We start from the raw sequence: 23,827 nt of genomic DNA, 5'->3' as shown, positions 1-23,827 counted from the left end.
CCGTAATCAGCCCTGATGTTTCCTGCGGATATATAAGGTGGCCATTGGCGGCAGCTGCAGACAGATATGCTGTGCTTTACCATGATAAGGCATCGCAATACTGTGAAGTGCACTGCCTACCTCATAATTGCTGCCCCAGTAATACTCACTGTCGGTGTTAAGAATAACTTCGTAATCACCTGGCTGTTCAACGCCCAGCAGAAAATCTGTACGCGGCACCGGTGTAAAATTACTGACCACATATATGGTATTACCCTGACTGTCACGGCGTAAAAAACTCAACGTGCTGTTATCGGCATCCTGATGATCGAGCCAACTGAAACCATCGTGCTGATAGTCCAGCTCATACAGTGGTGCACAGCGGCGGTACGTTTGGTTTAAATCACGAAACAGCTGCTGTATGCCCCTGTGCTTATCATACCCAAGCAGGTGCCAATCCAAGCTTTGGGTATGATTCCACTCGCGCCCCTGAGCAAACTCGTTACCCATAAAATTCAGCTTCTTTCCCGGGTGAGCAAACATAAAAGCATAATAGGCCCTTAAGTTAGCAGCTTGTTGCCATTCATCGCCAGGCATTTTGTTCAGTAAACTGCCTTTGCCGTGCACCACTTCGTCATGCGAAAGCGGCAGAATAAAGTTTTCGTTATAGGCATACACCATCGAAAACGTCAGGTCGTTATGATGATAACGCCGGTATGCCGGATCTTTACTAATGTAACGCAAGCTGTCATTCATCCAGCCCATATTCCATTTAAAACCAAAACCCAACCCCCCCATATCTACCGGGCGCGACACCATAGGAAAGGATGTCGACTCTTCGGCGATTGTCATCGCTTTGGGGTATTTGCTGTATACCTCAGTATTAAACCAGCGAAAGAAACTTATGGCCTCATAATTATGGTTGCCACCGTCGATATTCGGGATCCACTCGCCTTCTTTACGCGAATAGTCCCAGTACAACATCGAAGCGACGGCATCTACGCGCAACCCGTCGATATGAAAATGCTCCAGCCAAAATAAAGCACTGGCAACCAGAAACTGGCGCACATAACCTTTACCGTAATCGTAAATACAGGAGTTCCAGTCAGGATGCCAACCTCTACGAGGGTCTTCGTATTCATAAAGATGGCTACCATCAAAGCGGGCCAGACCATGACCATCTTCCGGGAAATGCGCCGGCACCCAGTCCAGAATCACGCCTATACCCGCTTGATGGCATTTATCGACGAAATATTTAAAATCATCCGGGTTGCCAAAACGCGATGTCGGCGCGAACAGGCCAAGCGGCTGATAACCCCAGGACCCATCAAACGGATGCTCCATCACAGGTAATAACTCGATATGGGTATAGCCCATATCCAGCACATAAGGGATAAGCTGTTCGGCCAGTTCACGGTAACTGAGCGGTTGATTATCGTTCTGCCGTTTCCAGCTACCGGCTTGCAGCTCATAAATACTGATTGGGCTGTGCAGCGGATTAATGGCTTTGCGGTTACACCAATCGCTGTCCTGCCATTGGTAATGCTGATGATCAAACACTAACGATGCATGCGATGGATATTGCTCAGCATAAAACGCCATAGGATCAGCTTTATGCGGCAGCAAGTGGCCGTGTCGGTCCTTTATTTCGTATTTGTAACGCACGCCCTGGGCTACTTCCGGCAGCACCAGTACCCAATGCCCACACTCGGTGCGCTGCATCGGGTGTACTCTGCCATCCCAGCTATTCATATCACCAATGACGCTGACGGCACTGGCGTTAGGTGCATACACCGCAAAACGGGTTGCCGGTACTTTTTTCGTGCCAATATCCAGCTCAATTAACTGCGCACCAAGCTGGCGGTACAGATTCTCTGGCTGGCTAGTGACATAATGTACCGCATAATAGGCTTCATCTTTAAATTGGTATGGATCAAACAGCTGATATTGATAATTGCCGGCCTGCACTTGCAGAATATAAGCTTCAACTTTGCGTTTTTTACTCAGTTTCAACTCAAACACGCCGTCAAAACCACTGACAGCCGTCAGCTCGCCAAGCGCTTTTTTACCATCAGCACTCAATGCTGTAACCGCCGTCGCATGTGGTAAATAAACCCGCAGCAGCAGCCCTGTGGCTTTGCCCTGCTCTAAAGGCTGCCAACCCAGTAACAAAAATGGCGTGGCGCAGTTGACCTGTTGCAATAACGCTAAACTCATGTCCATTCCTTTCTTATTGTTGTACGTTAAAATACTAGTCTTTACGGATGCGGCTTATGTCACTGAATAACTGCCGGATATCCTCGCGCTGGCTCCACTGCTCCAGTGGTTGCGACAGTTTACGCCGCCAGTTTGGATACTCTGAACTGGTACCGGGTACATTCACCGGCTGTGTCATTTCCAAAGCATCTTCCAGTTGCAGACACAGCAGTTGACTCGACGTTGCTGCAAGATGACGCTGCAACGCATAGTTAAGTGTTTTATCCATACCAAGGTGCTCACTGCTGCGCGGATAATCGTGCGGTAAAACACTGTCGCCGCCAATACGGTGTCCATGCAACGAATCAAGAATACGTTGTTTATTTGCATGGCGCTCAGCGTACAGTTGCTGTAACTGTGCCTCATCCTGATATAAGCCCAACTCTTTGCCTAAACGCAAATCATCACAGTGCCAGAAGCCGATTAGGGTTGGCAAATCATGCGTAGTCAGTGTCGCCATGGCCTGCTGCGGATAATGCTGTGGTGAGATGTAACCGCCATCAGCAGCAGTTTCAAAAAAGAACACCCGGTAAGAATACACACCATAGTCAGACAGCAGTTCACGAATGCCATCAGGCACAGTGCCGAGGTCCTCACCTATCACTACAGCCTGATTACGCTGACTTTCCAGTGCCAGAATACCCAGCAGATCCATAATAGGGTAATAGACATAAGCACCACCGGCTGCAGTTGCGGCACTTTTCGGTACCCACCATAAACGAAGCAATGCCATAACGTGATCAATACGCAGTGCACCTGCGTGCTGCATATTGGCATGCAACAAGTCGATAATCGGCTGATAAGCCTGCTTGTACAATTGATAGGGATACATCGGTGGTAATCCCCAGTTCTGGCCTGCAGGCCCAAGCGGATCAGGCGGAGCGCCTACACTGGCTTGTCGGCAGTACAATTGTGGATTTGACCATATCTCGGTTGACGCTTCACTGACGCCTACGGCTAAATCGCGGTATAGCCCCAGCAGCATACCGGCATTTTTGGCTACCTGTTGTGCCTGCGCTAATTGCTGCTGTGCAATAAACTGCAGGTAACAGTAAAAATCCAGCTCTGCGCTGTGTTGCTTGCTAAATTGCATAACAGCGTCTGACGCCGGGTCACGATATTGCTCCGGCCAGTTTGGCCAGCCCCAATAATCGCTGTTCTGCTGATATAAATGGGCGTGTAAAGCATCATATAACGCCAGTTGCAGTAAACTATCACCGCCTTGTAGCTTAAACTGCTTAAATGCTTTGTTTATATCTTTGGCTGTAGTGCTTTTCTGCTCACTAAACCACTGATATAAGCTTTTCATTGCAGGCAGCTTTAATTGCATAACGCCGCTGTAATCTACGTAATCTTTACGACGCTGCTCACTGAGCTGTGATACGAAGCCCGGTGCTTCAACCAGTGCTTTGGTGCGGCTGCAATTGGCAAAACCCGGCATAGCCTCAACGTCAATGTAACTGATATTCAGCCAGCGTCGTGATGACGGGCTATAAGGACTGGCGCTCTCCGGCATCGCCGGATACAACGCATGAATAGGATTCAGACCGACAAAATCAGCGCCAACGCTGGCCAGATAGCTAAGGGTATGACTCAGGTCGGTAAAGTCCCCTATGCCCCAGTTACGTTCAGAGCGCAGTGCGTAGAGCTGTAACGCAATACCCCATTGCTTATGCCGGGTAAACTGCTCCGGTTGAAAGCAGCGCCCGGGCGTAATAATCAGCCGTTGTTGCTGAGCACTGCCAGCGATAGCTAACTGATGGTAACCTGCAGGCAATTGCCATGGCAGTTCGTGCAGATACTGGTGGTACTCAACCTCATCAAGCACGATAACCTGCGTCAGCTCACCGTCTACCGGAGTAAGGTTGCAGGTGTAATGCTGGCCATCCTCACAGGTAAGCTGCAGTGCAATAACCGTGTTTGCCTGCTCCAGAGCAACCTGAAGCGATACCTGCAGCGGCTCGCCAAGGCGTTGCACCGAGACCTGCTGCAAAGGCTGTTGCCAGAAGTCGAGCTGCCTCGCCAGTAATTGCAGCCGCGCGGTGTCGTCATCTTCGATGTCAAAGCCCTGCGCTTTTAACAGTTCCAGCTGTTGTGTTTCACTAACCCGGGTCGGCTTGCCCCAGGCATCGTTAAATTCGGTTTCAATGCCACAAAATGCGATCAATTCAGCCAGTAAGGCGGCGTCCATGATAAATCCTTATTATTGTCAGTTGGCTAACGCTCATTCTAGGCGCCATCGCAACCAATGTCATTGTTCATTTATGTCATTTAATTACATAAATGCCGGTTTTATAGCGTTTTAAACTTGAAAAAACTGCTGATTAATGTAATTTTACTACACATATTATTCAGTTCAGTTTCATAACAGCTATTTTGACGGGGTATGTATGACAATTCGTGTTGCAATCAACGGTTTTGGTCGCATTGGCCGCAACGTACTGCGTGCTTTATACGAGAGCAGCAAAAACTACGACATTAAGGTAGTGGCGATTAATGATTTAGGCGACGCCGCCATCAATGCCCATTTACTGAAGTACGACACAGCACATGGTATTTTCGCTGCCAACGTCGAGCATAGTGATAAAGCTATATATGTAAATCAGGATGAGATCCTGACACTGAGTGAACGTAATCCGGCTAACCTGCCGTGGCAACAACTTAAAGTAGATGTTGTACTGGAATGTACAGGGCTTTTCACTGACCGTAAAAGTGCTGGCGCCCACCTTGAAGCCGGAGCAAAGAAAGTCATTATTTCTGCACCGGCCAAAGATGTCGACGCAACAGTGGTGTATGGTGTAAACCATCAAATTTTAACGCCGCAGATGAACATTATTTCTAATGCTTCCTGCACCACTAACTGCCTTGCACCAATAGCCAAGCCGTTAAATGAAGCACTGGGTATTGAGTCAGGCCTGATGACCACTATTCACGCTTACACCAATGACCAGCGCTTAAGTGACGTTTATCACACCGATGTACGCCGTGCACGTGCTGCTGCCATGTCAATGATCCCAACAAAAACCGGTGCCGCAGCTGCAGTTGGCCTGGTTGTGCCGGCGCTGGTAGGCAAGTTTGATGGTTTAGCCGTACGCGTGCCTACCATCAATGTATCTTTAGTGGATTTAAGCTTTATCGCAGGCCGTAACACCTCTATTGATGAAGTAAATGACATTATCCGCAAAGCCTGTGCGTCAGGCCCTATGGCTGAAGTGTTGGCAGTAAACGATTTACCCTTGGTATCAGTCGATTTTAACCATAATCCGAAATCTTCTATCTTTGATGCGACAGAAACACGGGTTAACGGCCGTCTGGTAAAAGTAATGAGCTGGTACGACAACGAGTGGGGTTTCAGCAACCGCATGCTGGACAACACTGTTGAATTTATGAAGCACGCCTGAGGCATTGCATGATAAAACAGCCAGCTTTAAGCTGGCTGTTTTATTTTGGCCCCCAAAACCTAATATCAGGAGCCTGACTTTTGAACAGTTCTATCACCGCGCAAACCGGGTTTGCACATTTAACTGACCTGCCCTGTATTACGTTGCAATATGGCAATGCCACTGCAGTGATCTCATTATATGGCGCCCAGGTCTTATCGTACCGGCCAGCACCCGATGTGGACAAACTTTGGCTATCTCCTTTAGCGCAATGGCATAATCAGACGCCTATTCGCGGTGGCGTGCCTGTATGCTGGCCGTGGTTTGGTCCTGCGGATAGCAGAGTCAACCCCAAACAAAACAAAGTCCCCAATCATGGTGTGGTACGAACAAGGATGTGGCAGCTGGTAAATCAACACACGGATGACAGCCATGCCAATGCAACGCTTGAAATTACCGTTGATGATTTGCCCCACCACGCTGGCGACGTCACTTTACAGTTGCAGGTTATTTTAGATAGCCGTTTAACTATTAACTTATGTTGTAACACATCATTACCGCAGCAAGCCGCGTTGCACAGCTATTTCGCTATTACAGAATTAGCACAAACCCGGGTACAACCTTTGCCCCGACAGTACAGCGACAAGGTAACTGCAACCACGGTATCTGACGCTTCAGAGCAGGCAATTTTTAATGCTGAAGTTGACAGAGTGTACCCTTCACCGGCTGCCAGTTTACAGCTATTAATGCCAGACTCAGTCGTTAATCTGAATCAACAAGGGCAAGATGCAACAGTGGTATGGAACCCATGGGTTGAGCGCAGCCGGCAGATAACAGATCTTCGTGACGATAGCTATCTGGAATTTATTTGTGTCGAAACAGCCAGACTGCAGTTGGACGAAGCTGCGCCACTCAATCTGACGCAGCAAATCAAAGCAGCAACCTGAAGAGGGTTTAGGAGTCGAGGCCTTTTAAAAACTGCTTTAAATCCTGCTGCGGGTAGCCAAGCTGCCCCAGCATTTCAGGCACCTCATCCATCGGCAAGTAAACATTCTCGAAATGCTCAACAATGCCATTTAAATCAGCACCCTGCTCTTTTAATCTCTGGGCAGTTGCCAGGTGTATATTGCGCACAAACTCACTGGTCATTTTGATCACTCCAATTTATTTTGCTGTGCGATACTGGCTATTTTTTAACCATAATTCAAGTGAAAATTATCCTTTTTAGCGCCAACTTGAATGAAACTGTTGTTTTAGCAATCGTTTTTTTCCATCAGTCAACGTCAATTCCAATTCAACTTGCCACAACATCTTCGGATCACTGCACGCCCCAAGCAAAAATTCCGCCTGCCAGGCAGTGTCATGCCGGCTGAACTTCAGCGGCACCCGCCCCATATACATCGATATACCACTGATTTCTCCGGTTATTTCAGCTATACCTTCACCGTAAACCTGCAACTGAAGCGGTGTTTCAACCGGAGCATCAGCCGGAGTAAGCTGCAGCTGCACACTCGCTTCATCAATTAACAAACGCGATGAGATGGGAGCTTTGTCAGCCGGCTGGCATCCGCTGACTGCACAAATTGCCAGTAAAACCAGATAAAATAGCCGCATGATTAACCCGATAACGCTAAAAAGTTTGCGTATTGTATGTTGTTTTGCGGAAAAGCTTCAAACAGCAGCTAGAATTGGTTAATTATTAATCTTGAACTTTGTTCTAAATCATAAAACGGGCTGTTTTGCCTATCTTTTCGAAGGTAAAACCCTTAATATGCAGCCCCAAATTGATAGCTAAAACATTGCATTTACTGGGTGTATTAGCTGTCTATAACAAGAATGGCTGTTTACCAGCCTGTATCAGTAACCAGCACAAACTGCAGCGGAACTCAACATGAGCCAGACCAATTCGTTAAATGTTGACTACAACTATAGCGTTGTCCGCCTGTTTGCTTTAACTACAGTGCTTTGGGGTATTGTAGGTATGGCAGTAGGCGTGTTAATTGCGGCCCAGTTATACTGGCCAGCATTAAACTTCGATACACCTTGGTTGACCTATAGTCGCCTTCGTCCTTTACATACCAATGCGGTTATTTTCGCTTTTGGTACCAGCGCCCTGTTTGCTACCAGCTATTACATAGTGCAGCGTACCTGCCAGGTAAGGTTGTTTGCAGAAAAGCTGGCCATGTTTACATTCTGGGGCTGGCAAGCGGTTATCGTTTCGGCGATTGTGACGCTGCCACTGGGCTTGAGCAGTTCAAAAGAATATGCTGAGCTGGAATGGCCAATTGATATTCTGATTACATTGGTTTGGGTTTGTTATGCCATCGTATTCTTCGGTACGCTGGTAAAACGCAGAACCAGCCATATTTATGTAGCAAACTGGTTCCTTGGCGGTTTTATTCTGACCGTTGCAGCACTACACATCGTCAACAGCATGGCGATACCGGTCAGTGCCTTTAAATCATACTCAATCTATGCAGGTGCGGTAGATGCGATGATCCAGTGGTGGTATGGCCACAACGCTGTTGGCTTCCTGCTGACTGCAGGCTTCCTGGGTATGATGTACTACTTCGTACCTAAGCAGGCTGGTCGTCCGGTTTATTCTTATCGTTTGTCTATCGTGCATTTCTGGGCGTTGATAGCGCTGTATATCTGGGCCGGTCCGCACCACCTACACTACACTGCCCTGCCTGACTGGACACAGTCATTAGGTATGGTGATGTCAGTTGTGCTGTTTGTGCCAAGCTGGGGCGGTATGATCAACGGTATCATGACGTTATCAGGTGCCTGGCATAAGCTGAAAACTGACCCTATCTTACGCTTCCTTATCGTATCTCTGTCGTTCTACGGTATGTCAACGTTTGAAGGCCCAATGATGGCAATCAAGTCTGTAAATGCACTATCGCACTATACTGACTGGACTATCGGCCACGTACACTCTGGTGCGCTGGGTTGGGTTGCGATGATTTCTATCGGTGCGATATACCACCTGATCCCTGTGCTGTATAACCAGGGCCGTATGTACAGTATTTCACTGATTAACACCCACTTCTGGCTGCATACTATCGGCGTAGTGCTGTATATCGTAGCAATGTGGATTTCGGGTATTACGCAAGGCATGATGTGGCGCGCTGTTAATACTGACGGTACCCTGACGTACAGCTTTGTACAAAGCCTGGAAGCGTCTATGCCATTTTATCTGATGCGTTTTATCGGCGGTGTATTTGTCGTGACCGGTATGCTGTTAATGGCATACAACGTATACAAAACCATACGTGCAAAAGATGAATCGTTACAACCTGTACCGGCAGCGGCGTAAGAGGTAAATCATGTCGAACAAGAATCATCATGACAAAATTGAGCGCAGCGTAGGTCTGTTAGCTATTTTGACCATCGTTGCGATCAGCTTCGGTACTTTGGTACTGATCACCCCGCTGTTCTTTATGGATGAAACGACGCAACCGGTAGATGGTATGGCGCCCTACACTGCACTGCAGCTGGAAGGTCGCGATATCTATATCCGTGAAGGTTGCGTTGGCTGCCACAGCCAGATGGTACGTCCTTTCCGTGCAGAGGTTGAGCGTTATGGCCACTACTCTGTCGCCGGTGAAAGTGTTTGGGACCATCCTTTCCTGTGGGGTTCCAAGCGTACAGGCCCCGATCTGGCGCGCGTTGGGCAGCGTTACAGCGATGACTGGCACTTTGCTCACCTGATGGATCCGCGCTCTGTGGTACCACAGTCAAATATGCCAGGCTTCCCATGGCTGAATGAAAATATTCTCGATGGCAAGCACACAGCTAAGAAAATGGAAGTGATGCGCATGTATGACGTGCCATACACGGACGAAGATATAGCAGGTGCAGCGGATGCCGTGAAGGGTAAGACAGAGATGCAGGCGTTAATTGCATATCTGCAGTCCCTTGGCACACATTTGAAGTAATACTCATGGAATACGCAACGTTACATAGTATTTTTACCGTGATTTTGTTTGTCGGCTTTGTCGCCTTTGTAATCTGGGCATACAGCAAAAAGCGTAAATCTGATTTTGATCAGGCGGCAAATCTGGTTTTTGACGACGAACAGAAAGCACAACAAAAAAACAAACAGGAGTCGGATCATGAGTAGCTTTTGGAGTGCTTGGATCATAGTGTTAACCCTGCCGGTGCTGATTGGCTGCGCCGTGCTGTTGAAATGGAACCTCACCAACCACGTTGGCGTGCCGGAAGATCAGAACACCGGCCACGAAGTAGACGGTATTGAGGAAATCAACAACCCTTTGCCGCGTTGGTGGACCTATATGTTTGTCCTGACGCTGGTGTGGTCAGTATACTATCTGGCAGCTTACCCGGGGCTTGGAAACTGGAAAGGCTTTTTAGGCTGGACCAGCTCAAATCAGGGTGTGAAATCACTGGAAGAGTCTCGCCTGGCTGCTGAACATGCCAGGGCAGAAGGCTTAAATGTGCAGCTTGATCGTGAAGTAGTACATGCACAGGAAGTATATGGCCCGATTTTCGAGCAATATGCAAAGCGTGATGTGCTGGATCTGGCGTATGATGACGAAGCTATCAAAATTGGGCAGCGCTTGTTTTTACAAAACTGTGCTCTTTGTCACGGCTCAGACGCGCGTGGTCAGCAAGGCTTCCCTAACCTGACAGACAACGACTGGCTGTATGGTGGCTCACCAGACAAAATCAAAGAAACACTGTTATACGGCCGTAAAGCAGCAATGCCTGCCTGGTTCGACGCGTTGGGTGAGCAAGGCATTAAAGAAATGACAGCTTATGTGCTGAGTTTGTCAGGTCGTACAGTGAATGACCGTGACGCCGAAGCCGGTAAAGCAAAGTTTGCACTGTGTGCTGCCTGCCATGGTGCAGATGGTAAAGGTAGTGTGGCGCATAACCTGCCATTTGGTGCACCTAACCTGACAGACAATATCTGGTTATACGGTGGCTCTGCAGATACTGTCGCTGAAACGTTGACGAAAGGCCGCAACGGCGTGATGCCGGCATGGAAAAATGTACTGGGTGAAGACAAAGTACATATTCTGACGGCTTACGTATACCGGTTATCAAACCCGGATAAGCCTGACGCTCAACAATAATTTGGCAATCCGTATAAGAATAAGCCCCTGTTTGGGGCTTATTTCTATGTATTAGAGGTAGTGATGCAGCACGACACTAAACCCTGGTATAAACAGCTGTGGCCATGGCTGTTAATTGCTATCCCGGTTTTTACTGCCCTAAAAGCAGTACACACCGTTTTTATTATGCAGCAGAATTCCCCCGATCTGGTCGTAGACGATTACTACAAAGAAGGCCGGGCAATTAATATGCAACTGGCGAAGTACCGCGAGGCTGCACTGCGAAATTTACAGGCCACTATTCTGATTGCCGGTAACAAAGCCATAGTGCGCTTTGCTGAAAATGCTGTACTTGAAGGCGAAGTGCATCTGGATTTTTACCACCCTACTCTTGCCGCGCGTGATTTTGCTCTGGATGCAGAGCGTAGCGGTGAATTACTGTATGTCGCTAATTTGCCACTATCGCCCACGGGAAAATGGCAGCTGGTAGTATCAGATGCCAGTAAAGAATGGAAACTCCGGGCTGAGCTGCACCTACCTGCGGCAACCGAAATTAAACTTGGCTATTGAGTAGGGTTTTCTCAGTGACTGCTGAACGTTGTTTTCACTGTAATGAGCCGATACCGGGCGGTTTTAACTTTACGCTTTCTTTTGATAACCAGCAGCGGCAATTCTGCTGTGCCGGTTGTCAGGCCATCGCAGACACCATCATATCCAGTGGTCTGAGCGATTATTACCGTTTTAGAACTGAACCTGCCAGCCGTTATGCGCTGCCAAAGGAGCTTGCCGACACGCTGGCAGAATACGATGCGCCCGATGTGCTGGCCGATGTCAGTGTACAACAAGGCGATTTAACCGAAATATCATTATCCGTCACCGGCATCAGTTGTGCAGCCTGCGCCTGGTTGATTGAAAAACAACTGCGCCAGTTGAATACCGTTCATCAGGTCACGGTTAATTCTGCCACACAGCGCTGTCACTTGATCTGGCAGGCTGATAAAACGCCACTTAGCGTTATCCTGAGCAAGCTTGCCGCTATCGGCTACCAGGCCAGCCCCTTTGTAGCTGACAATGAAGAGCAAGCATTTAAAACTGAACTGAACCGGTTTTTAAAGCGACTAGCCGTGTCAGGTATCATGACGATGCAGGTTATGATGTTAGCGGTTGCGCTGTATTTTGGCGACTATACCGGAATTGAAGCCTCACATCAGGGCTATCTGCGCTGGATTAGCCTGGTGCTAACCTTGCCGGTAGTGCTATACGCTGCGCTGCCGTTCGTACAAAGCGCCTGGCGCGGTATAAAAGCCCGCCAGCTGAATATGGATGTTCCTGTCAGCTTAGCAGTGTATTACACCTTTTTTGCGTCAGCTTACGCGACGGTATTCCGCACCGGTGAAGTCTATTTTGAATCGGTATGTATGTTTACCTTTTTGCTGCAGCTGGGTAAGTTCTTTGAATACCGCGCCCGTTCCCGTGCCCGGGATGCCACCAGCAACCTGCTGAAGATTATGCCTGTTGCTGCAACGCTGTTACAGGATAATCAGCCGCAGGCTGTTTCCGCCAAAAGACTCAGAGCCGGTGATGTGATACTGGTAAAACCCGGTGAAACCATCGCAGCAGATGGCATTATTATCAGTGGTAACAGTTCGGCTGATGAATCAATGCTAACCGGCGAATACGCTGCTGTAGAAAAACAATGTGGTGATAAAGTGCTGGCAGGCAGTACAAATCATGATGGCTTGCTGCAGGTTAAAGTGAGCCAGCCTCTGGCAGCGTCACATTTGGGGCAGATTATCGCACTGCAGCAAAGAACATTAAGTCAGAAGCCCGCAGTGTTGCAAAAGACCGATCAACTGGCGCGCTATTTTGTTGAACGCTTATTAGTGATAGCAGTAGCGACATTTGCACTATGGTACTTCTGGCTCGACGCAGACCGTGCCTTTTGGATAACGTTGTCGGTGCTGGTTGCCACCTGCCCCTGTGCATTAAGCCTGGCAGCGCCGACAGCGGTTACCTGCGCTTTGGCTAGCCTGAACCGCCGCGGCATTCTGATAAAGCACTCAACAGTACTTGATGTCCTGCCGCAGCTAACCCATCTGGTTTTTGATAAAACCGGCACCCTGACTGAAGGCCGTTTTTCTGTCGCAGAGGTTAAAATCAATGGCTCTGAGTACAGCCGTTCAGATGTGCTGAACCTGATAGCCAATATAGAGCAATTTTCAGAACACCCGATCGCCAGGGCTTTTAAACCTTATCTGACAGTACCTCTGCCATTAACAGAGACGGAGATCAGTGTCGGCGCCGGAATTCAGACAAATTACAACAATATGCTCGTCAAAATCGGCAGTTCGGCTTTTTGCAAACTCAGTACGTCGTCAGATGCAATGGTGTTTCTGACAATCAACGAGGTATGTATTGCCGAGATATGGTTACAAGATGCCGTACGCCCAGAAGTGCCGTCTCTGATTGCGCGGTTGCGCACAGCTGGCTATAAACTGGTTATGCTAACAGGTGATAATTCAGCGCAGGCACAGCAGCTACAACAGCAATTGCAGTTTGATTTGATGCATAAAGGGTGTACGCCTGAGCAAAAAGTAATGGAAATCGAGCATTTGGTGCGCGACGGGCATAAAGTGCTGATGTTGGGCGATGGTATTAATGATAATCCGGCCTTTCACGCAGCGCATGTGTCAGTGACGCTGGAAACCGGCAGTGACCTGTCAAAAAATCAGGCCGATGTGTTACTGTTGCAGCCCAGTATAGGTTTACTTGAGCATCTGCTTGCTGAAAGCAGTCATGCACAAAACGTTATTAAACAAAATCTGTATTGGTCTGCTGGCTATAACCTGCTTATTATTCCATTGGCAGTTGCCGGTTTTGTTTCACCTTATATCGCAGTGCTGGGTATGTCATTCAGCTCGTTACTGGTGGTATCAAACTCTTTAAGGCTGCTTAAAAAATGAGTGTTATTTACGTCCTAATCCCAATTGCCATCTTGTTTGTTATCATAGGATTAGCGGTATTTTTCTGGGCTGTTCGCAGTAAGCAGTTTGAAGATCTGGATAAGGAAGGTTTTAGTATTCTGTTTGATGATAATAAGCCACAAAGTCGCAGTGCCTCATCCGACGACGAACAACAGCCACCTAAACAATGAACACCGATTTACTGGCAGCGTTGATTATCGGTTTGCTCGGTAGCAGCCACTGTCTGGTAATGTGCGGTGGTATTGCAGCCGCTCTGCAGCTGTCTATGCCGCAACAGTCACCATTGCAGAAGTTGCGTCTGCAACTGCTGCTAAGCTTAGGCAGGCTGACAACCTACAGCCTGTTTGGTGCAGCAGTGGGTTATTTTGGCGTTAGCGCCATGCAGGCTGCAGGTGTATCGTTACTTTGGTTACGTTTAGTTGCCGGCGTATTGCTGCTAATGATGGCCCTCTATATCAGCCGGCTATGGTTTGGCCTCATCCATCTGGAAAAACTGGGGCAGAAATTATGGTGTTACGTACAACCGCTGGCGAAAAAATTGCTGCCTCTAAATTCTGGTATCAAGGCCTACAGCTATGGCCTGTGCTGGGGGGCACTGCCCTGTGGCCTGGTATACAGCACGCTGGGCTGGAGCCTGGCCAGTGGCAGCATGTTACAGGGCTCGTTAATCATGTTTAGTTTTGGTATCGGCACGCTACCGGCGATACTGCTCAGTGGCAGTGCGGCGCAACTGTTAAACAAGCTAAAAAATACCCCGTTACTGCGCTATATCATCGCCACAGCTTTAGCTATTTATGCCAGCTATACGATTTGGCTTGCCATTCGCCGTTTGATTTTCTAACCTAGCCGTCGTGTACCGGTATTTAGCGTAAAGGATGTATCTATGCAACGCTCAGCGATCAATTGTCAGGACTGCGGTTTCAGCCAGTTATGTTTACCGTTTTCGCTTAACGACACTGAGCTGAATCGTCTGGATGATATCATCCAGCGTAAAAAGCCATTACATAAAGCCGATATGCTATTTGAAGCTGGCCAAACACAGCGCTGCCTTTACGCGATACGTACGGGCTCGTTTAAAACCTTTACGCTGACTGAGCAGGGCGAGCAGCAAATTACTGGCTTTCATCTGCCGGGTGATATTGTTGGTTTTGATGCTCTGAGTAATCAGCAACATCCAAGCTACGCCGAAGCGCTGGAAACGGCGATGGTGTGTGAGATTCCGCTGCCAAATCTTGAAACCTTACTTGACCAGCTACCCCGGTTACGTCAGCAGATGATGCGCCTGATGAGCGAAGACATTCAGGCCGATCAGCAGATGATGCTATTACTAAACCGCAAAACAGCAGAGCAAAAACTGGCGACGTTTTTATCACAGCTGGCACAGCGCTACGCCAGCCGTGGTTTTTCCGGCAGCGAGTTCCGGTTGACGATGACCCGTAGTGACATTGGCAACTATCTGGGGCTAACGGTAGAAACCATCAGCCGTTTGCTCAGTAAACTGGACAAAGAACAGCTGATCCAGGTTAATGGCAAGCTTATCAGTATTAATGATAAAACCGCGCTGTCTAAACTGGGTGCCCTAACCGCCCATTGCTAATTTGTTCACCGTTCTTTGCGCCAGCGCAAGTAAGTCTGGGTCAGTTCACGTTATTTTGACTACACTTAATACAGTAACCGTAACGTGGAGCAGCTTATGTCAACTTACAGCAATGTATTGGTTGTACTGGATCCTACTGTCGACAAGCAAAAAGCACTTAACCGTGCGATAGAACTCGTCCGTTTACAAGGCGGTAAACTTACCGCTTTCCTGTCTGTCTATGATTTTTCTTATGAAATGACCACTATGCTGTCTGGCGAGGAACGTGAATCTATGCGCCAGGCGGTAATAAAAGATCGTGAGCTGTGGATCAGTGATTATCTGGCCGCCGCACGCGCTGGCGGTGTGAATATTGATATCAAAGTGGTTTGGCATAATCGTCCATTCGAGGCCGTTGTGTTGGCAGTGCTGGAAGACAACTACGATTTGGTCATAAAAGGTACTCATGACCACGATGTATTAAAATCGATGATTTTTACACCGACAGACTGGCATATTCTGCGTAAATGCCCCTGCCCCGTGCTGTTGGTCAAAGATCACGACTGGCCGCAGGGTGGCAATATTATTGCCGCAGTCAATGCCGGCAGTGAGCAGGAACATCATCTGGAACTAAACCAGAAAGTCACCACGACTGCACTTAAAATGGCTGGCCTGTTAAATGCCCAGACTCACCTTGTCAATGCATACCCGGGCACACCGGTAAACATTGCCATCGAAATACCGGAGTTTAACCCGCAAGAGTACAACAGCACGATGAAACATCATCATATTGAAGCCGTTTCAGCATTAGCGGCCCAGTATGATATTGATAGTGAACATTACCATGTCAAAGAAGGCATGCCGGAAGACGTGCTGCCTGAACTGGCAACCAAACTGGATGCCGAGATGGTGGTGATCGGCACTATCGGCCGCACCGGCTTATCTGCAGCGATTATCGGTAATACCGCCGAGCATGTGATTGATCGTCTGGATTGCGATGTGCTGGCGGTAAAACCGGCTAATTTCGTCTGTCCGCTACAGAAAGACTGAGATTTATTATTGACAGCTTTGGTATTGGCGCACGCTTCGTTATAATGTGCGCCATTTTCTTTAGTGGTACTTCTGTTTTATGACGCACGCAGCGCAAGCCAAAGCCCAATACAATCTGAATAAACTGCATAAGCGCCTGCGCCGGGGCGTTGGTCAGGCTATTGCTGACTTCAATATGGTTGAAGAAGGCGACAAAATTATGGTGTGCTTATCCGGCGGCAAAGACTCGTATACTCTGCTGGATATCCTGCTAAACCTGCAACAGTCGGCACCGATAAACTTTTCTATTGTGGCAGTGAACTTAGACCAGAAACAACCTGGTTTTCCGGCGGAGGTATTACCTGGCTATTTAAGCCAAATCGGCGTCGATTTTAAAATCGTTACCGAAGATACCTATTCTATCGTCAAAGAGAAAATACCCGAAGGTAAAACAACCTGTTCTCTTTGCTCCAGGTTGCGCCGTGGTATTTTATACCGTACAGCAAAGGAGCTGGGGGCAACCAAGATTGCACTGGGCCATCATCGTGATGATATGCTGGAAACCTTATTCCTGAATATGTTCTACGGCGGCAAAATGAAGTCGATGCCACCTAAACTGGTCAGCGATAACGGCGAGCATATAGTGATCCGCCCGCTGGCATACTGCAAAGAGAAAGATATTGAAAAGTATGCGCAAGCGAAACAGTTTCCGATTATTCCGTGTAACCTTTGCGGCTCACAGGATGGGTTACAGCGCCAGGTCGTCAAAGAGATGCTACAGGATTGGGATAAGCGCTTTCCTGGTCGTATTGAAACCATGTTTCAGGCAATGCAAAACATAGTGCCATCACATATGATCGACACCAACTTGTTCAGTTTCGCCACATTAAGTAAAGATACCGAACTTAGCGAACGTGATACGGCCTTTGATAAAGCCGCCGTGCCGGCTGTACCAGTTGGTCTGGAGCTGGATGACGAACAACCAGAACACGTAAGCGCCAGCCCGCATAGCGATGTCCAGGTCATAGCACTAAGTTAAAAAGCTTTACTCTGTATTACTTTCTATCAGGGGCAATAAGTACGCCGGCCGCTCGTTAAAAGACCAGCGGCTGTTTGCTGGCGTAGCATCACTCAGTTTTATATAACAGCGCTTCGCTTTACAGCTTGTGCTGTCGCCAGCGGCTTCTTTGATATCTGCCACAACAGTGTCAGTGTTAAATTCAGCAATGACACCACTCACTGCCGGCAGCCAGTATTTACTGATCCCCGCCATATCATCGAGTAACAAATCAAACTGCTGCTGATAATGCTGTAAGGTGGCAAGATCCAGTGACGATGGCAAGCGCATGCGCGAGCGCAGTCGCATCTCTACCTGGCAAGCCTCAGCATTGTCGGCCTGACGCAGTAATAAAACAGCATTACTATCTTTTAATGCTTCATCATACGGCAGACTAAGCTCGCCGTTGCCGGCAATATCAACGGCAATATCATGCTGATCGCTTAACAGCTTTAAACTATAAAACCGGCATGCCTTACCGCTGTGTACTCCGGTCAGTGCAAAAGCCAGCGTAATATCACTGTATTGCGGCTGCTGCAGTTTCTTCATCCGGCCGTAAAAACCATTATAGTTCAGCTGCAAATCAGCCGTAGCAGGCAGCGCTAGCGCCAACGCGGCCAATAGGAACAGATTACGCATATTATTCTTCCAAAAGCTTGCGGTTAAACCGGATCATGCCGCTGATTTCAGCAATATATTCTTCGCCGCGCTCAGAGTACGCACCTAAGCCGGCAGCCAGCACCTCACCCCGCACAGGTTTCCCTTCTTCGCGCAGTCTGGCTCGAATATCACGCAGGTGATCATAGGTATGGAAGGTATTTAAATTATAAAAATAGCTTTTTATGCTGGCAGCTGGGCTATTGAATTTTGCCACTTCATGGTAGCTACCTTCGACACGGGACTGCGGGACCATGCCACACCCCTCACGAAAACACCACTGACCGAAGAAGTTATAACCTTCAATCGCAAAACGGCTGGTTCCCCAAGCCGATTCATTGGCGGCCTGCATCAGCACCAGTGTATCCGGGATCACATCAACCCGCTCTAACAGCTCATCCAGCATGGTAATATCACTTTCTGCAACATCCATACGAAACTCATCATACAGGCTGTACAGAAACGCATATTCCTCTAAAGAAATACGCAGCCGCTTTTGCTTTTTGTCACGAATGTCTAATAGCTGTTGGCGCAAAGACCGCAGCCGCGCGTTTTCGCGTTTTACATAAGGGCGAAGATAGTTAAAAAACAGTCGTTTTTTTTCTGTCGTATCAGCAATACTGTCAAAGTCTGGTAACGAACTGAATACCGGCATCGGTTGCGTATAGGCAAGGCGTTGCAGGACCTTCTTTTTATCAGCTTCGTTTAGTGCAGTAAGGCGGCTGGGCTTTTGCCACTCTTCCAGAGAGTCAAGCTGCTTAACCGGCTCAAGCTCTGAAAACGGACTTAACGCTGCCGCCGCAACAGCAAGCCAGAACACCAAAATACTTATTCGCTTTAATACCATCTGTCACCTGTAGGTTACCCTGCCTGCATAGCACCTTTGCTATGTTGATAACCGGTTCGTTACTACAAATCGCGGCTATTTTACCTGCCCCGGCAAATTTATACGATGAAAATGTGTTTTGGCTTGTTTTTTTCCTGAAAACCCCCTGCCACCCATTGCAAAGCAACACTAGTTATGTGAAAACTGTTGGCTCGCAGCTATATAGCTGTCTGGACGGATAATACGGAGATAATAAGGTCGTTGTTATGAAACCCATTGAGCGCTCGACAAAATTAGACGGAGTCTGCTACGACATACGTGGCCCTGTTGCCAGGGAAGCAAAAAGAATGGAAGAGGAAGGCCATCGGATCCTGAAACTGAATATTGGCAATCCCGCGCCTTTTGGTTTTGAAGCACCGGATGAAATTCTTAAACATGTCATTCATAATCTGCCGACTGCACAGGGGTATTCAGATTCTCAGGGTATATACAGCGCCCGTGTAGCTGTTGCGCAATACTACCAGCAGCGAGGCATTCTGGGCGCAGATGCTGATGATGTATATATAGGCAATGGGGTATCTGAACTGATCCTGATGTCCTTACAGGCACTGCTGAATAACAGCGATGAGGTGCTTGTCCCCTCACCCGATTACCCGTTATGGACAGCTGCCGTTAACCTGGCAGGGGGAAAACCCGTACACTACCGCTGTGATGAACAGCAGGATTGGTACCCGGATCTTAATGATATTAAAGAGAAAATCAGTAAAAGAACCAAAGCAATAGTACTGATAAACCCCAACAATCCGACAGGTGCAGTGTACGACAAAGCATTCTTACAAGACCTGCTAAAGATTGCACGCGAACACCGGCTGGTGGTATTGAGTGACGAAATCTATGACAAAGTGCTGTATGACGGCACCGAGCACGTTAGTACCGCGTCTTTAGCCGACGACCTTATTATGCTGACATTTGGTGGTTTGTCTAAAAATTACCGGATTGCGGGTTTTCGCGTTGGCTGGTTATTTATTTCCGGCGCAAAGCATCTGGCGCAGAATTATATCGAGGGCTTAAATGTGCTGGCGTCGATGCGGTTATGCGCAAACGTGCCCTGTCAGCATGCCGTACAAACCGCTCTGGGTGGGTATCAGAGTATCAATGAACTCATTGTCCCAGGCGGCAGATTATACGACCAGATGGACCTGGCGCATAAACTGGTAACTAATATCGACGGTATCAGCTGTATGCGGCCTAAAGGTGCGATGTATTTGTTCCCGAAGATAGATCGGAAGAAATTCCGGATTAAGGATGATGAGGTGTTTGTGCTGGATTTTCTGCGCCAGCACAAAGTGCTGTTAGTGCATGGACGAGCCTTTAACTGGCCAGAGCCGGATCATTTTCGTATCGTATTCCTGCCACACAAAGAGCAATTAGCAACGGCCATAGGTAAGCTTGCACAGTTTTTGCCAGGTTATAGTCAGTAAAAAAGGCAGCTATGCTGCCTTTTTCTAGTTCAAGTCGTTATCCACCCAGAACTTGGTACCTTTGACAGTTGCCTGCAGCGCAAGGCCGGCCTCTGTAAACTGATAAATACTCACATCATCGACACTGGCTTCAGCCCCAACAGCGCCGCCCTTATCACCGGCTTTTGCAGCAGCGTCAGCCTGGGCACCAAACGCCCAGCCATGGTCAATAAAGCGTTGCAGGGCTTCATTTGTATGGAACACCAGCACCAGACGAAAATCTTTTACGCCAGCGCCAAGACCAACGCCCAGCTCGCCCATTTTCATGTAAGTATCTTTGCCGGTACGGTTGTTGTGTACAATGCCATACCCGCCACCCACGCTGGCCAGAATAAGGTTTACATTAGCATTGCTGAACGTCGCATAACCTGGTGCCCCCTGCACTTCAGCACGGGCGCTGGATTTTTCACGGTATAGCTGAGACAGCACATCAGAGCGCATCTGATTAATTACGTTACGTTGCTCAGCGGCTGTAGCATTCACACCACCGGCGCAGCCCTGTAACAGCGTAAACATTGCCAACAGCAAAACAGCCAGTATTTTTTGATAAGATTTCATCAACATAGCTTACTCCTTGAAAGGTTCCCAAACAGTGTAGCTGGCTTTGCTGAAGTATCACTTAACGGCGCCCGGTATCACGGCATTCTTCACCACTGATTTCAAACTCAACGGTAGTATGACTGAGGTTGTATGGCGCCAATACCGCTGCAATGCGCTTTTTGTACGTCAGTTGCTGCGACAGATCTGCCGGGGTTGCAATTTCAACATGCATCGTCAGCACGTGCTGTTCACCGTCCAACGACCATAAATGCACATGGTGTAGCGAGTTAACGAAATCCAGTTCAATCAGTTGGCTGGAAATAGTTTGCTGTAACTCAGGATCTGGCGACACCTGTAAAAACAGACTTAATGTCTGGCGCAGATTTTTAAGCACATTAAATAAAATAAACACGCTAAAGCCGATACACAGCGCCGGGTCCAGCCAGGCCCAGCCGGTAAAATACATTGCTACAGCACCAATCAGCACCGCTACCCAACCTAATACATCTTCCAGTAAATGCCAGCTGAGTATTTTTTCATTCTGTGTTTTACCTCTACGTAAACGCAGTACGGCAAAGCCATTGATTGCTATACCAAGGATCGCCAGTGCAAACATGCCACCGGTATGCGGTAATTGTGGCTGCCACAAGCGGGGAATCGCTTCAGATAGCACCCAGGCCGAGCCAGATAACAAGATCAAGCCACTTATCAGCGCACTTAACAATGACCAGCGCCTGAAACCATAGCTGTAGCGTTCTGTAGGCTGTTTTTTTGCAACCTTACTGGCAACCCAGGCGAATGCTATTGCCAGACTGTCCCCCAGGTCATGTATCGCATCGGCAATAATGGCGACGCTATTGGTTAAGATGCCGCCAGCTATTTCAATCAACGCGAAACAAAAATTAAGCCAGAATGCCAGTGCGATATTGCTGCTTTCATCATAATGGTGTGAGTGCAAACCATGGTGGCTGTGATGTTCATGCACACCGTGCCGGTGCGAACTGTGGCTGTGATGATGCGCAGAAGTTTTCTCGCTGTCTGGTTCAGATGCTGTCATTGATATGCTCTCCACTACTGATGCTCTCAGCATAAAAGCAATATTGTCACGGTACAATCGGCACAGTAGGGTTTAACATAATTTCTTGTTTCGCCAGCAATAACACAGTAGTCTTGTCGCCACATATAGCCGTCCATACCGCTGATACGAATAAATGATCACTGACTTTTCTTTGCAACAGGCATTTGAGAGCCTGACAACCAAAATTGCCGCCGTTGTATTTTATGCTTTTGATGTGAATAACATCAGTGTACCTCTGGTATTGATATGGCTGATTTGTGGTGCGCTGGTATTTACCTGCTACCTTGGCTTTATCAATGTGCGTGGTTTTTCGCATGCGATCAGTTTACTAAACAGTAACCAGCGTAGCGGGGCAAAAGGCGAAATTACGCCGTTTCAGGCGCTTAGTACAGCACTTTCCGGAACTGTAGGTACAGGCAATATTGCCGGCGTGGCTGTTGCAATTAGTTTAGGTGGTCCGGGTGCAACTTTCTGGATGATCATGGCCGGCATACTGGGGATGTCAACGAAGTTTGTCGAATGTACCCTTGCAGTAAAGTACCGGCAAATCAATGCCGATGGTTCTGTATCCGGCGGGCCTATGTACTATATCAAAGCCGCGCTCGACAAATATAATCTGCCTGTAGTCGGCAGTGTGCTGGCGCTGGCGTTTTCTGTGTTTGTTATTTTTGGTTCAGCCGGTTTTGTTCATGTTAATCAAGGGTTTGTGCAGCTAAAAACAGTTACCGGGTTCGATAATGCCTGGCTGTTTGGTGTAATTTATGCGCTGCTGGTGGCTGCAGTCATTATTGGCGGCTTAAAAAGTATTGCCCGGGTGACCAGTAAACTTGTGCCTCTGATGTGTGGTATCTATCTTGTTGCCGCACTGTTTGTTATGGCCACACATGCCAGTGCAATACCAGCCGCATTGTGGCTGATTGTACAAAACGCATTTAGCCCTGAAGCAGGCTACGGTGGCTTTATTGGTGTGCTGATCCAGGGGTTTCGCCGTGCCGCCTATTCAAATGAAGCGGGCATTGGCTCGTCACCTATAGCCCATGCCGCGGCTCAGGTTAAAGATCCGGTCAGCCAGGGCTTTGTTGGTTTGCTCGAACCGTTTATTGACACAGTAGTTATCTGCACTATTACCGCTTTGGTTATTATCCTGACCGGCGCTTATCAGCTGCCAGGCCTTGATGGAGTACAAATCACTTCAGGTGCGTTTGCTTCAGTATTCAGCTGGTTCCCATGGGTATTGATGGTGGCTTTATTGCTGTTTGGTTTTTCTACGGTTATAAGCTGGTCGTACTACGGCCTGACCGGCTGGCGCTATATTGTAGGCCACAATAAGCATTTGACTCAGTTATATAAAGTGCTGTTTTGCCTAATTGTTTCAATAGGTGCTGTACCAAACATGATGGCAGTTTTTAATTTTATCGATTCGATGATTTTTTTAATGGCTGTACCCAATATTCTCGCATTGTACTTATTGTTACCTGAAGTAAAAGCCGATCTGCAGCGGTACTGGCAAAAATTAAAGCAGCCGCATTAAGCGGCTTGCTCTACAGCAGCAATACTGGCTTTAGCCGTTTTGCTGGCAGCTGGAGCCTTGTCAGCTTTCGCAGCAGGCTTTTTCGCACCAAGCGCTATTAGCAAATCGTCTTTATGCTGTGCCAGGTACAGTGCCAGAGCCTCTGTCTGCTTTTCATTACTCATCAGCTCAGTCGCAGTTAAAAAACTACTCAGCTCATCTGCAGTATCAAGCATTTTATCATAAGCATCAGCTTCGGCTTTAGAGGTAAAAGTCATCTTCTCTGCTCCGTTACGTTCTACTACATACTTTATAATCACAGCCATAGTATTTCTCCCTCGTTCAGAATACTGT

At 48.0% G+C, this 23,827-nt stretch carries 24 protein-coding genes; 15 read left to right on the top strand and 9 right to left on the bottom strand.

Annotated elements, in window-relative coordinates; translation table 11 throughout:
- Nucleotides 1–6: 6 nt before the first annotated feature.
- A complete protein-coding gene (glgB, locus tag LHL18_RS00455) occupies nucleotides 7–2,196 on the bottom strand; it encodes a 1,4-alpha-glucan branching protein GlgB (protein WP_226765340.1) in 2,190 nt (729 codons plus the stop codon).
- A 34-nt stretch (nucleotides 2,197–2,230) separates the two neighbouring features.
- The gene (gene malQ, locus LHL18_RS00450; RefSeq protein ID WP_226765339.1) at nucleotides 2,231–4,426 is read right to left on the bottom strand and encodes a 4-alpha-glucanotransferase; all 2,196 of its coding nucleotides are present in this window, start codon (nucleotides 4,424–4,426) and stop codon (nucleotides 2,231–2,233) included.
- Nucleotides 4,427–4,625: 199 nt separating this feature from the next.
- Here malQ and gap point away from each other — a divergent pair, with 199 nt between their 5' ends.
- Both gap and LHL18_RS00440 read left to right on the top strand, forming a co-directional pair.
- Nucleotides 4,626–5,636 (top strand): type I glyceraldehyde-3-phosphate dehydrogenase, encoded by a 1,011-nt coding sequence (gene gap / locus LHL18_RS00445; RefSeq protein ID WP_226765338.1) that lies wholly within the window; start codon nucleotides 4,626–4,628, stop codon nucleotides 5,634–5,636.
- 80 nt (nucleotides 5,637–5,716) lie between these two features.
- On the top strand, nucleotides 5,717–6,562 hold the full coding sequence (locus LHL18_RS00440) for an aldose epimerase family protein (RefSeq protein ID WP_226765337.1): 846 nt from the start codon (nucleotides 5,717–5,719) through the stop codon (nucleotides 6,560–6,562).
- A 7-nt stretch (nucleotides 6,563–6,569) separates the two neighbouring features.
- Here the strand turns inward: LHL18_RS00440 and LHL18_RS00435 are convergent, their stop codons facing one another.
- Both LHL18_RS00435 and LHL18_RS00430 read right to left on the bottom strand, forming a co-directional pair.
- Nucleotides 6,570–6,764, bottom strand: a complete 195-nt coding sequence (locus LHL18_RS00435) for a hypothetical protein (RefSeq protein ID WP_134055022.1) — start codon at nucleotides 6,762–6,764, stop codon at nucleotides 6,570–6,572.
- A gap of 75 nt (nucleotides 6,765–6,839) precedes the next feature.
- Nucleotides 6,840–7,229: a hypothetical protein gene (locus LHL18_RS00430; RefSeq protein ID WP_134055024.1), complete on the bottom strand. Its 390-nt coding sequence runs from the start codon at nucleotides 7,227–7,229 to the stop codon at nucleotides 6,840–6,842.
- A gap of 277 nt (nucleotides 7,230–7,506) precedes the next feature.
- On the opposite strand from LHL18_RS00430, the gene ccoN reads away from it, so the two are divergent.
- From ccoN to ttcA, 11 genes are all read left to right on the top strand, one after another.
- On the top strand, nucleotides 7,507–8,934 hold the full coding sequence (gene ccoN, locus LHL18_RS00425; protein WP_226765336.1) for a cytochrome-c oxidase, cbb3-type subunit I: 1,428 nt from the start codon (nucleotides 7,507–7,509) through the stop codon (nucleotides 8,932–8,934).
- A gap of 10 nt (nucleotides 8,935–8,944) precedes the next feature.
- Nucleotides 8,945–9,556: a cytochrome-c oxidase, cbb3-type subunit II gene (gene ccoO / locus LHL18_RS00420; RefSeq protein ID WP_134055027.1), complete on the top strand. Its 612-nt coding sequence runs from the start codon at nucleotides 8,945–8,947 to the stop codon at nucleotides 9,554–9,556.
- Nucleotides 9,557–9,561: 5 nt separating this feature from the next.
- A complete protein-coding gene (locus tag LHL18_RS00415; RefSeq protein WP_134055030.1) occupies nucleotides 9,562–9,741 on the top strand; it encodes a cbb3-type cytochrome oxidase subunit 3 in 180 nt (59 codons plus the stop codon).
- Nucleotides 9,734–10,717: a cytochrome-c oxidase, cbb3-type subunit III gene (gene ccoP / locus LHL18_RS00410; protein WP_134055032.1), complete on the top strand. Its 984-nt coding sequence runs from the start codon at nucleotides 9,734–9,736 to the stop codon at nucleotides 10,715–10,717. The genes LHL18_RS00415 and ccoP overlap by 8 nt, the downstream gene beginning before the upstream one ends.
- Nucleotides 10,718–10,780: 63 nt before the next feature.
- Nucleotides 10,781–11,266, top strand: coding sequence for a FixH family protein (locus tag LHL18_RS00405; RefSeq protein ID WP_134055034.1), 486 nt, complete (start codon nucleotides 10,781–10,783; stop codon nucleotides 11,264–11,266).
- A 14-nt stretch (nucleotides 11,267–11,280) separates the two neighbouring features.
- A complete protein-coding gene (locus tag LHL18_RS00400; protein ID WP_226765335.1) occupies nucleotides 11,281–13,659 on the top strand; it encodes a heavy metal translocating P-type ATPase in 2,379 nt (792 codons plus the stop codon).
- Nucleotides 13,656–13,850: a cbb3-type cytochrome oxidase assembly protein CcoS gene (gene ccoS, locus LHL18_RS00395; RefSeq protein ID WP_134055038.1), complete on the top strand. Its 195-nt coding sequence runs from the start codon at nucleotides 13,656–13,658 to the stop codon at nucleotides 13,848–13,850. The genes LHL18_RS00400 and ccoS overlap by 4 nt, the downstream gene beginning before the upstream one ends.
- Entirely contained in the window at nucleotides 13,847–14,521 is a 675-nt protein-coding gene (locus tag LHL18_RS00390) for a sulfite exporter TauE/SafE family protein (RefSeq protein ID WP_226765334.1), read from the top strand. Before ccoS ends, LHL18_RS00390 begins: the two co-directional genes overlap by 4 nt.
- A 42-nt stretch (nucleotides 14,522–14,563) precedes the next feature.
- Nucleotides 14,564–15,277 carry a fumarate/nitrate reduction transcriptional regulator Fnr gene (fnr, locus tag LHL18_RS00385; RefSeq protein WP_134055042.1) on the top strand — a complete coding sequence of 238 codons (714 nt, stop codon included), beginning with the start codon at nucleotides 14,564–14,566 and terminating at the stop codon, nucleotides 15,275–15,277.
- Between the two features lie 96 nt (nucleotides 15,278–15,373).
- Complete coding sequence (uspE, locus tag LHL18_RS00380; RefSeq protein WP_134055044.1) at nucleotides 15,374–16,306, top strand: universal stress protein UspE; 933 nt, start codon at nucleotides 15,374–15,376, stop codon at nucleotides 16,304–16,306.
- Between the two features lie 79 nt (nucleotides 16,307–16,385).
- On the top strand, nucleotides 16,386–17,324 hold the full coding sequence (gene ttcA, locus LHL18_RS00375; RefSeq protein ID WP_134055046.1) for a tRNA 2-thiocytidine(32) synthetase TtcA: 939 nt from the start codon (nucleotides 16,386–16,388) through the stop codon (nucleotides 17,322–17,324).
- A gap of 6 nt (nucleotides 17,325–17,330) precedes the next feature.
- On the opposite strand, the gene LHL18_RS00370 is transcribed toward ttcA, so the two are convergent.
- Together LHL18_RS00370 and LHL18_RS00365 are read right to left on the bottom strand one after the other, a co-directional pair.
- A complete protein-coding gene (locus tag LHL18_RS00370; RefSeq protein WP_226765333.1) occupies nucleotides 17,331–17,981 on the bottom strand; it encodes a DUF2987 domain-containing protein in 651 nt (216 codons plus the stop codon).
- A gap of 1 nt (nucleotide 17,982) precedes the next feature.
- Nucleotides 17,983–18,846 (bottom strand): glucosaminidase domain-containing protein, encoded by an 864-nt coding sequence (locus LHL18_RS00365; RefSeq protein WP_226765332.1) that lies wholly within the window; start codon nucleotides 18,844–18,846, stop codon nucleotides 17,983–17,985.
- Between the two features lie 245 nt (nucleotides 18,847–19,091).
- Between LHL18_RS00365 and LHL18_RS00360 the strand changes: the two genes are divergently transcribed.
- Nucleotides 19,092–20,306 carry a pyridoxal phosphate-dependent aminotransferase gene (locus tag LHL18_RS00360; RefSeq protein WP_226765331.1) on the top strand — a complete coding sequence of 405 codons (1,215 nt, stop codon included), beginning with the start codon at nucleotides 19,092–19,094 and terminating at the stop codon, nucleotides 20,304–20,306.
- A gap of 24 nt (nucleotides 20,307–20,330) precedes the next feature.
- On the opposite strand, the gene LHL18_RS00355 is transcribed toward LHL18_RS00360, so the two are convergent.
- Together LHL18_RS00355 and LHL18_RS00350 are read right to left on the bottom strand one after the other, a co-directional pair.
- Entirely contained in the window at nucleotides 20,331–20,909 is a 579-nt protein-coding gene (locus LHL18_RS00355; RefSeq protein WP_226765330.1) for a lipid-binding SYLF domain-containing protein, read from the bottom strand.
- Between the two features lie 55 nt (nucleotides 20,910–20,964).
- Nucleotides 20,965–21,942, bottom strand: coding sequence for a cation diffusion facilitator family transporter (locus LHL18_RS00350; protein ID WP_134055054.1), 978 nt, complete (start codon nucleotides 21,940–21,942; stop codon nucleotides 20,965–20,967).
- Nucleotides 21,943–22,096: 154 nt separating this feature from the next.
- On the opposite strand from LHL18_RS00350, the gene LHL18_RS00345 reads away from it, so the two are divergent.
- A complete protein-coding gene (locus LHL18_RS00345) occupies nucleotides 22,097–23,494 on the top strand; it encodes an alanine/glycine:cation symporter family protein (RefSeq protein ID WP_134055056.1) in 1,398 nt (465 codons plus the stop codon).
- Here LHL18_RS00345 and LHL18_RS00340 read toward each other — a convergent pair.
- Nucleotides 23,491–23,799 (bottom strand): YebG family protein, encoded by a 309-nt coding sequence (locus LHL18_RS00340; RefSeq protein ID WP_134055059.1) that lies wholly within the window; start codon nucleotides 23,797–23,799, stop codon nucleotides 23,491–23,493. The two genes, LHL18_RS00345 and LHL18_RS00340, sit on opposite strands and share 4 nt — an antisense overlap.
- Nucleotides 23,800–23,827: the final 28 nt, after the last annotated feature.

Origin of the sequence: Rheinheimera aquimaris (genome assembly GCF_020531985.1) — a bacterium.
Taxonomy (GTDB): Bacteria; Pseudomonadota; Gammaproteobacteria; order Enterobacterales; family Alteromonadaceae; genus Alishewanella; species Alishewanella aquimaris.
Note: the sequence above shows the minus strand (reverse complement) of the source record. Positions and strands in the feature narration are given on the sequence as shown.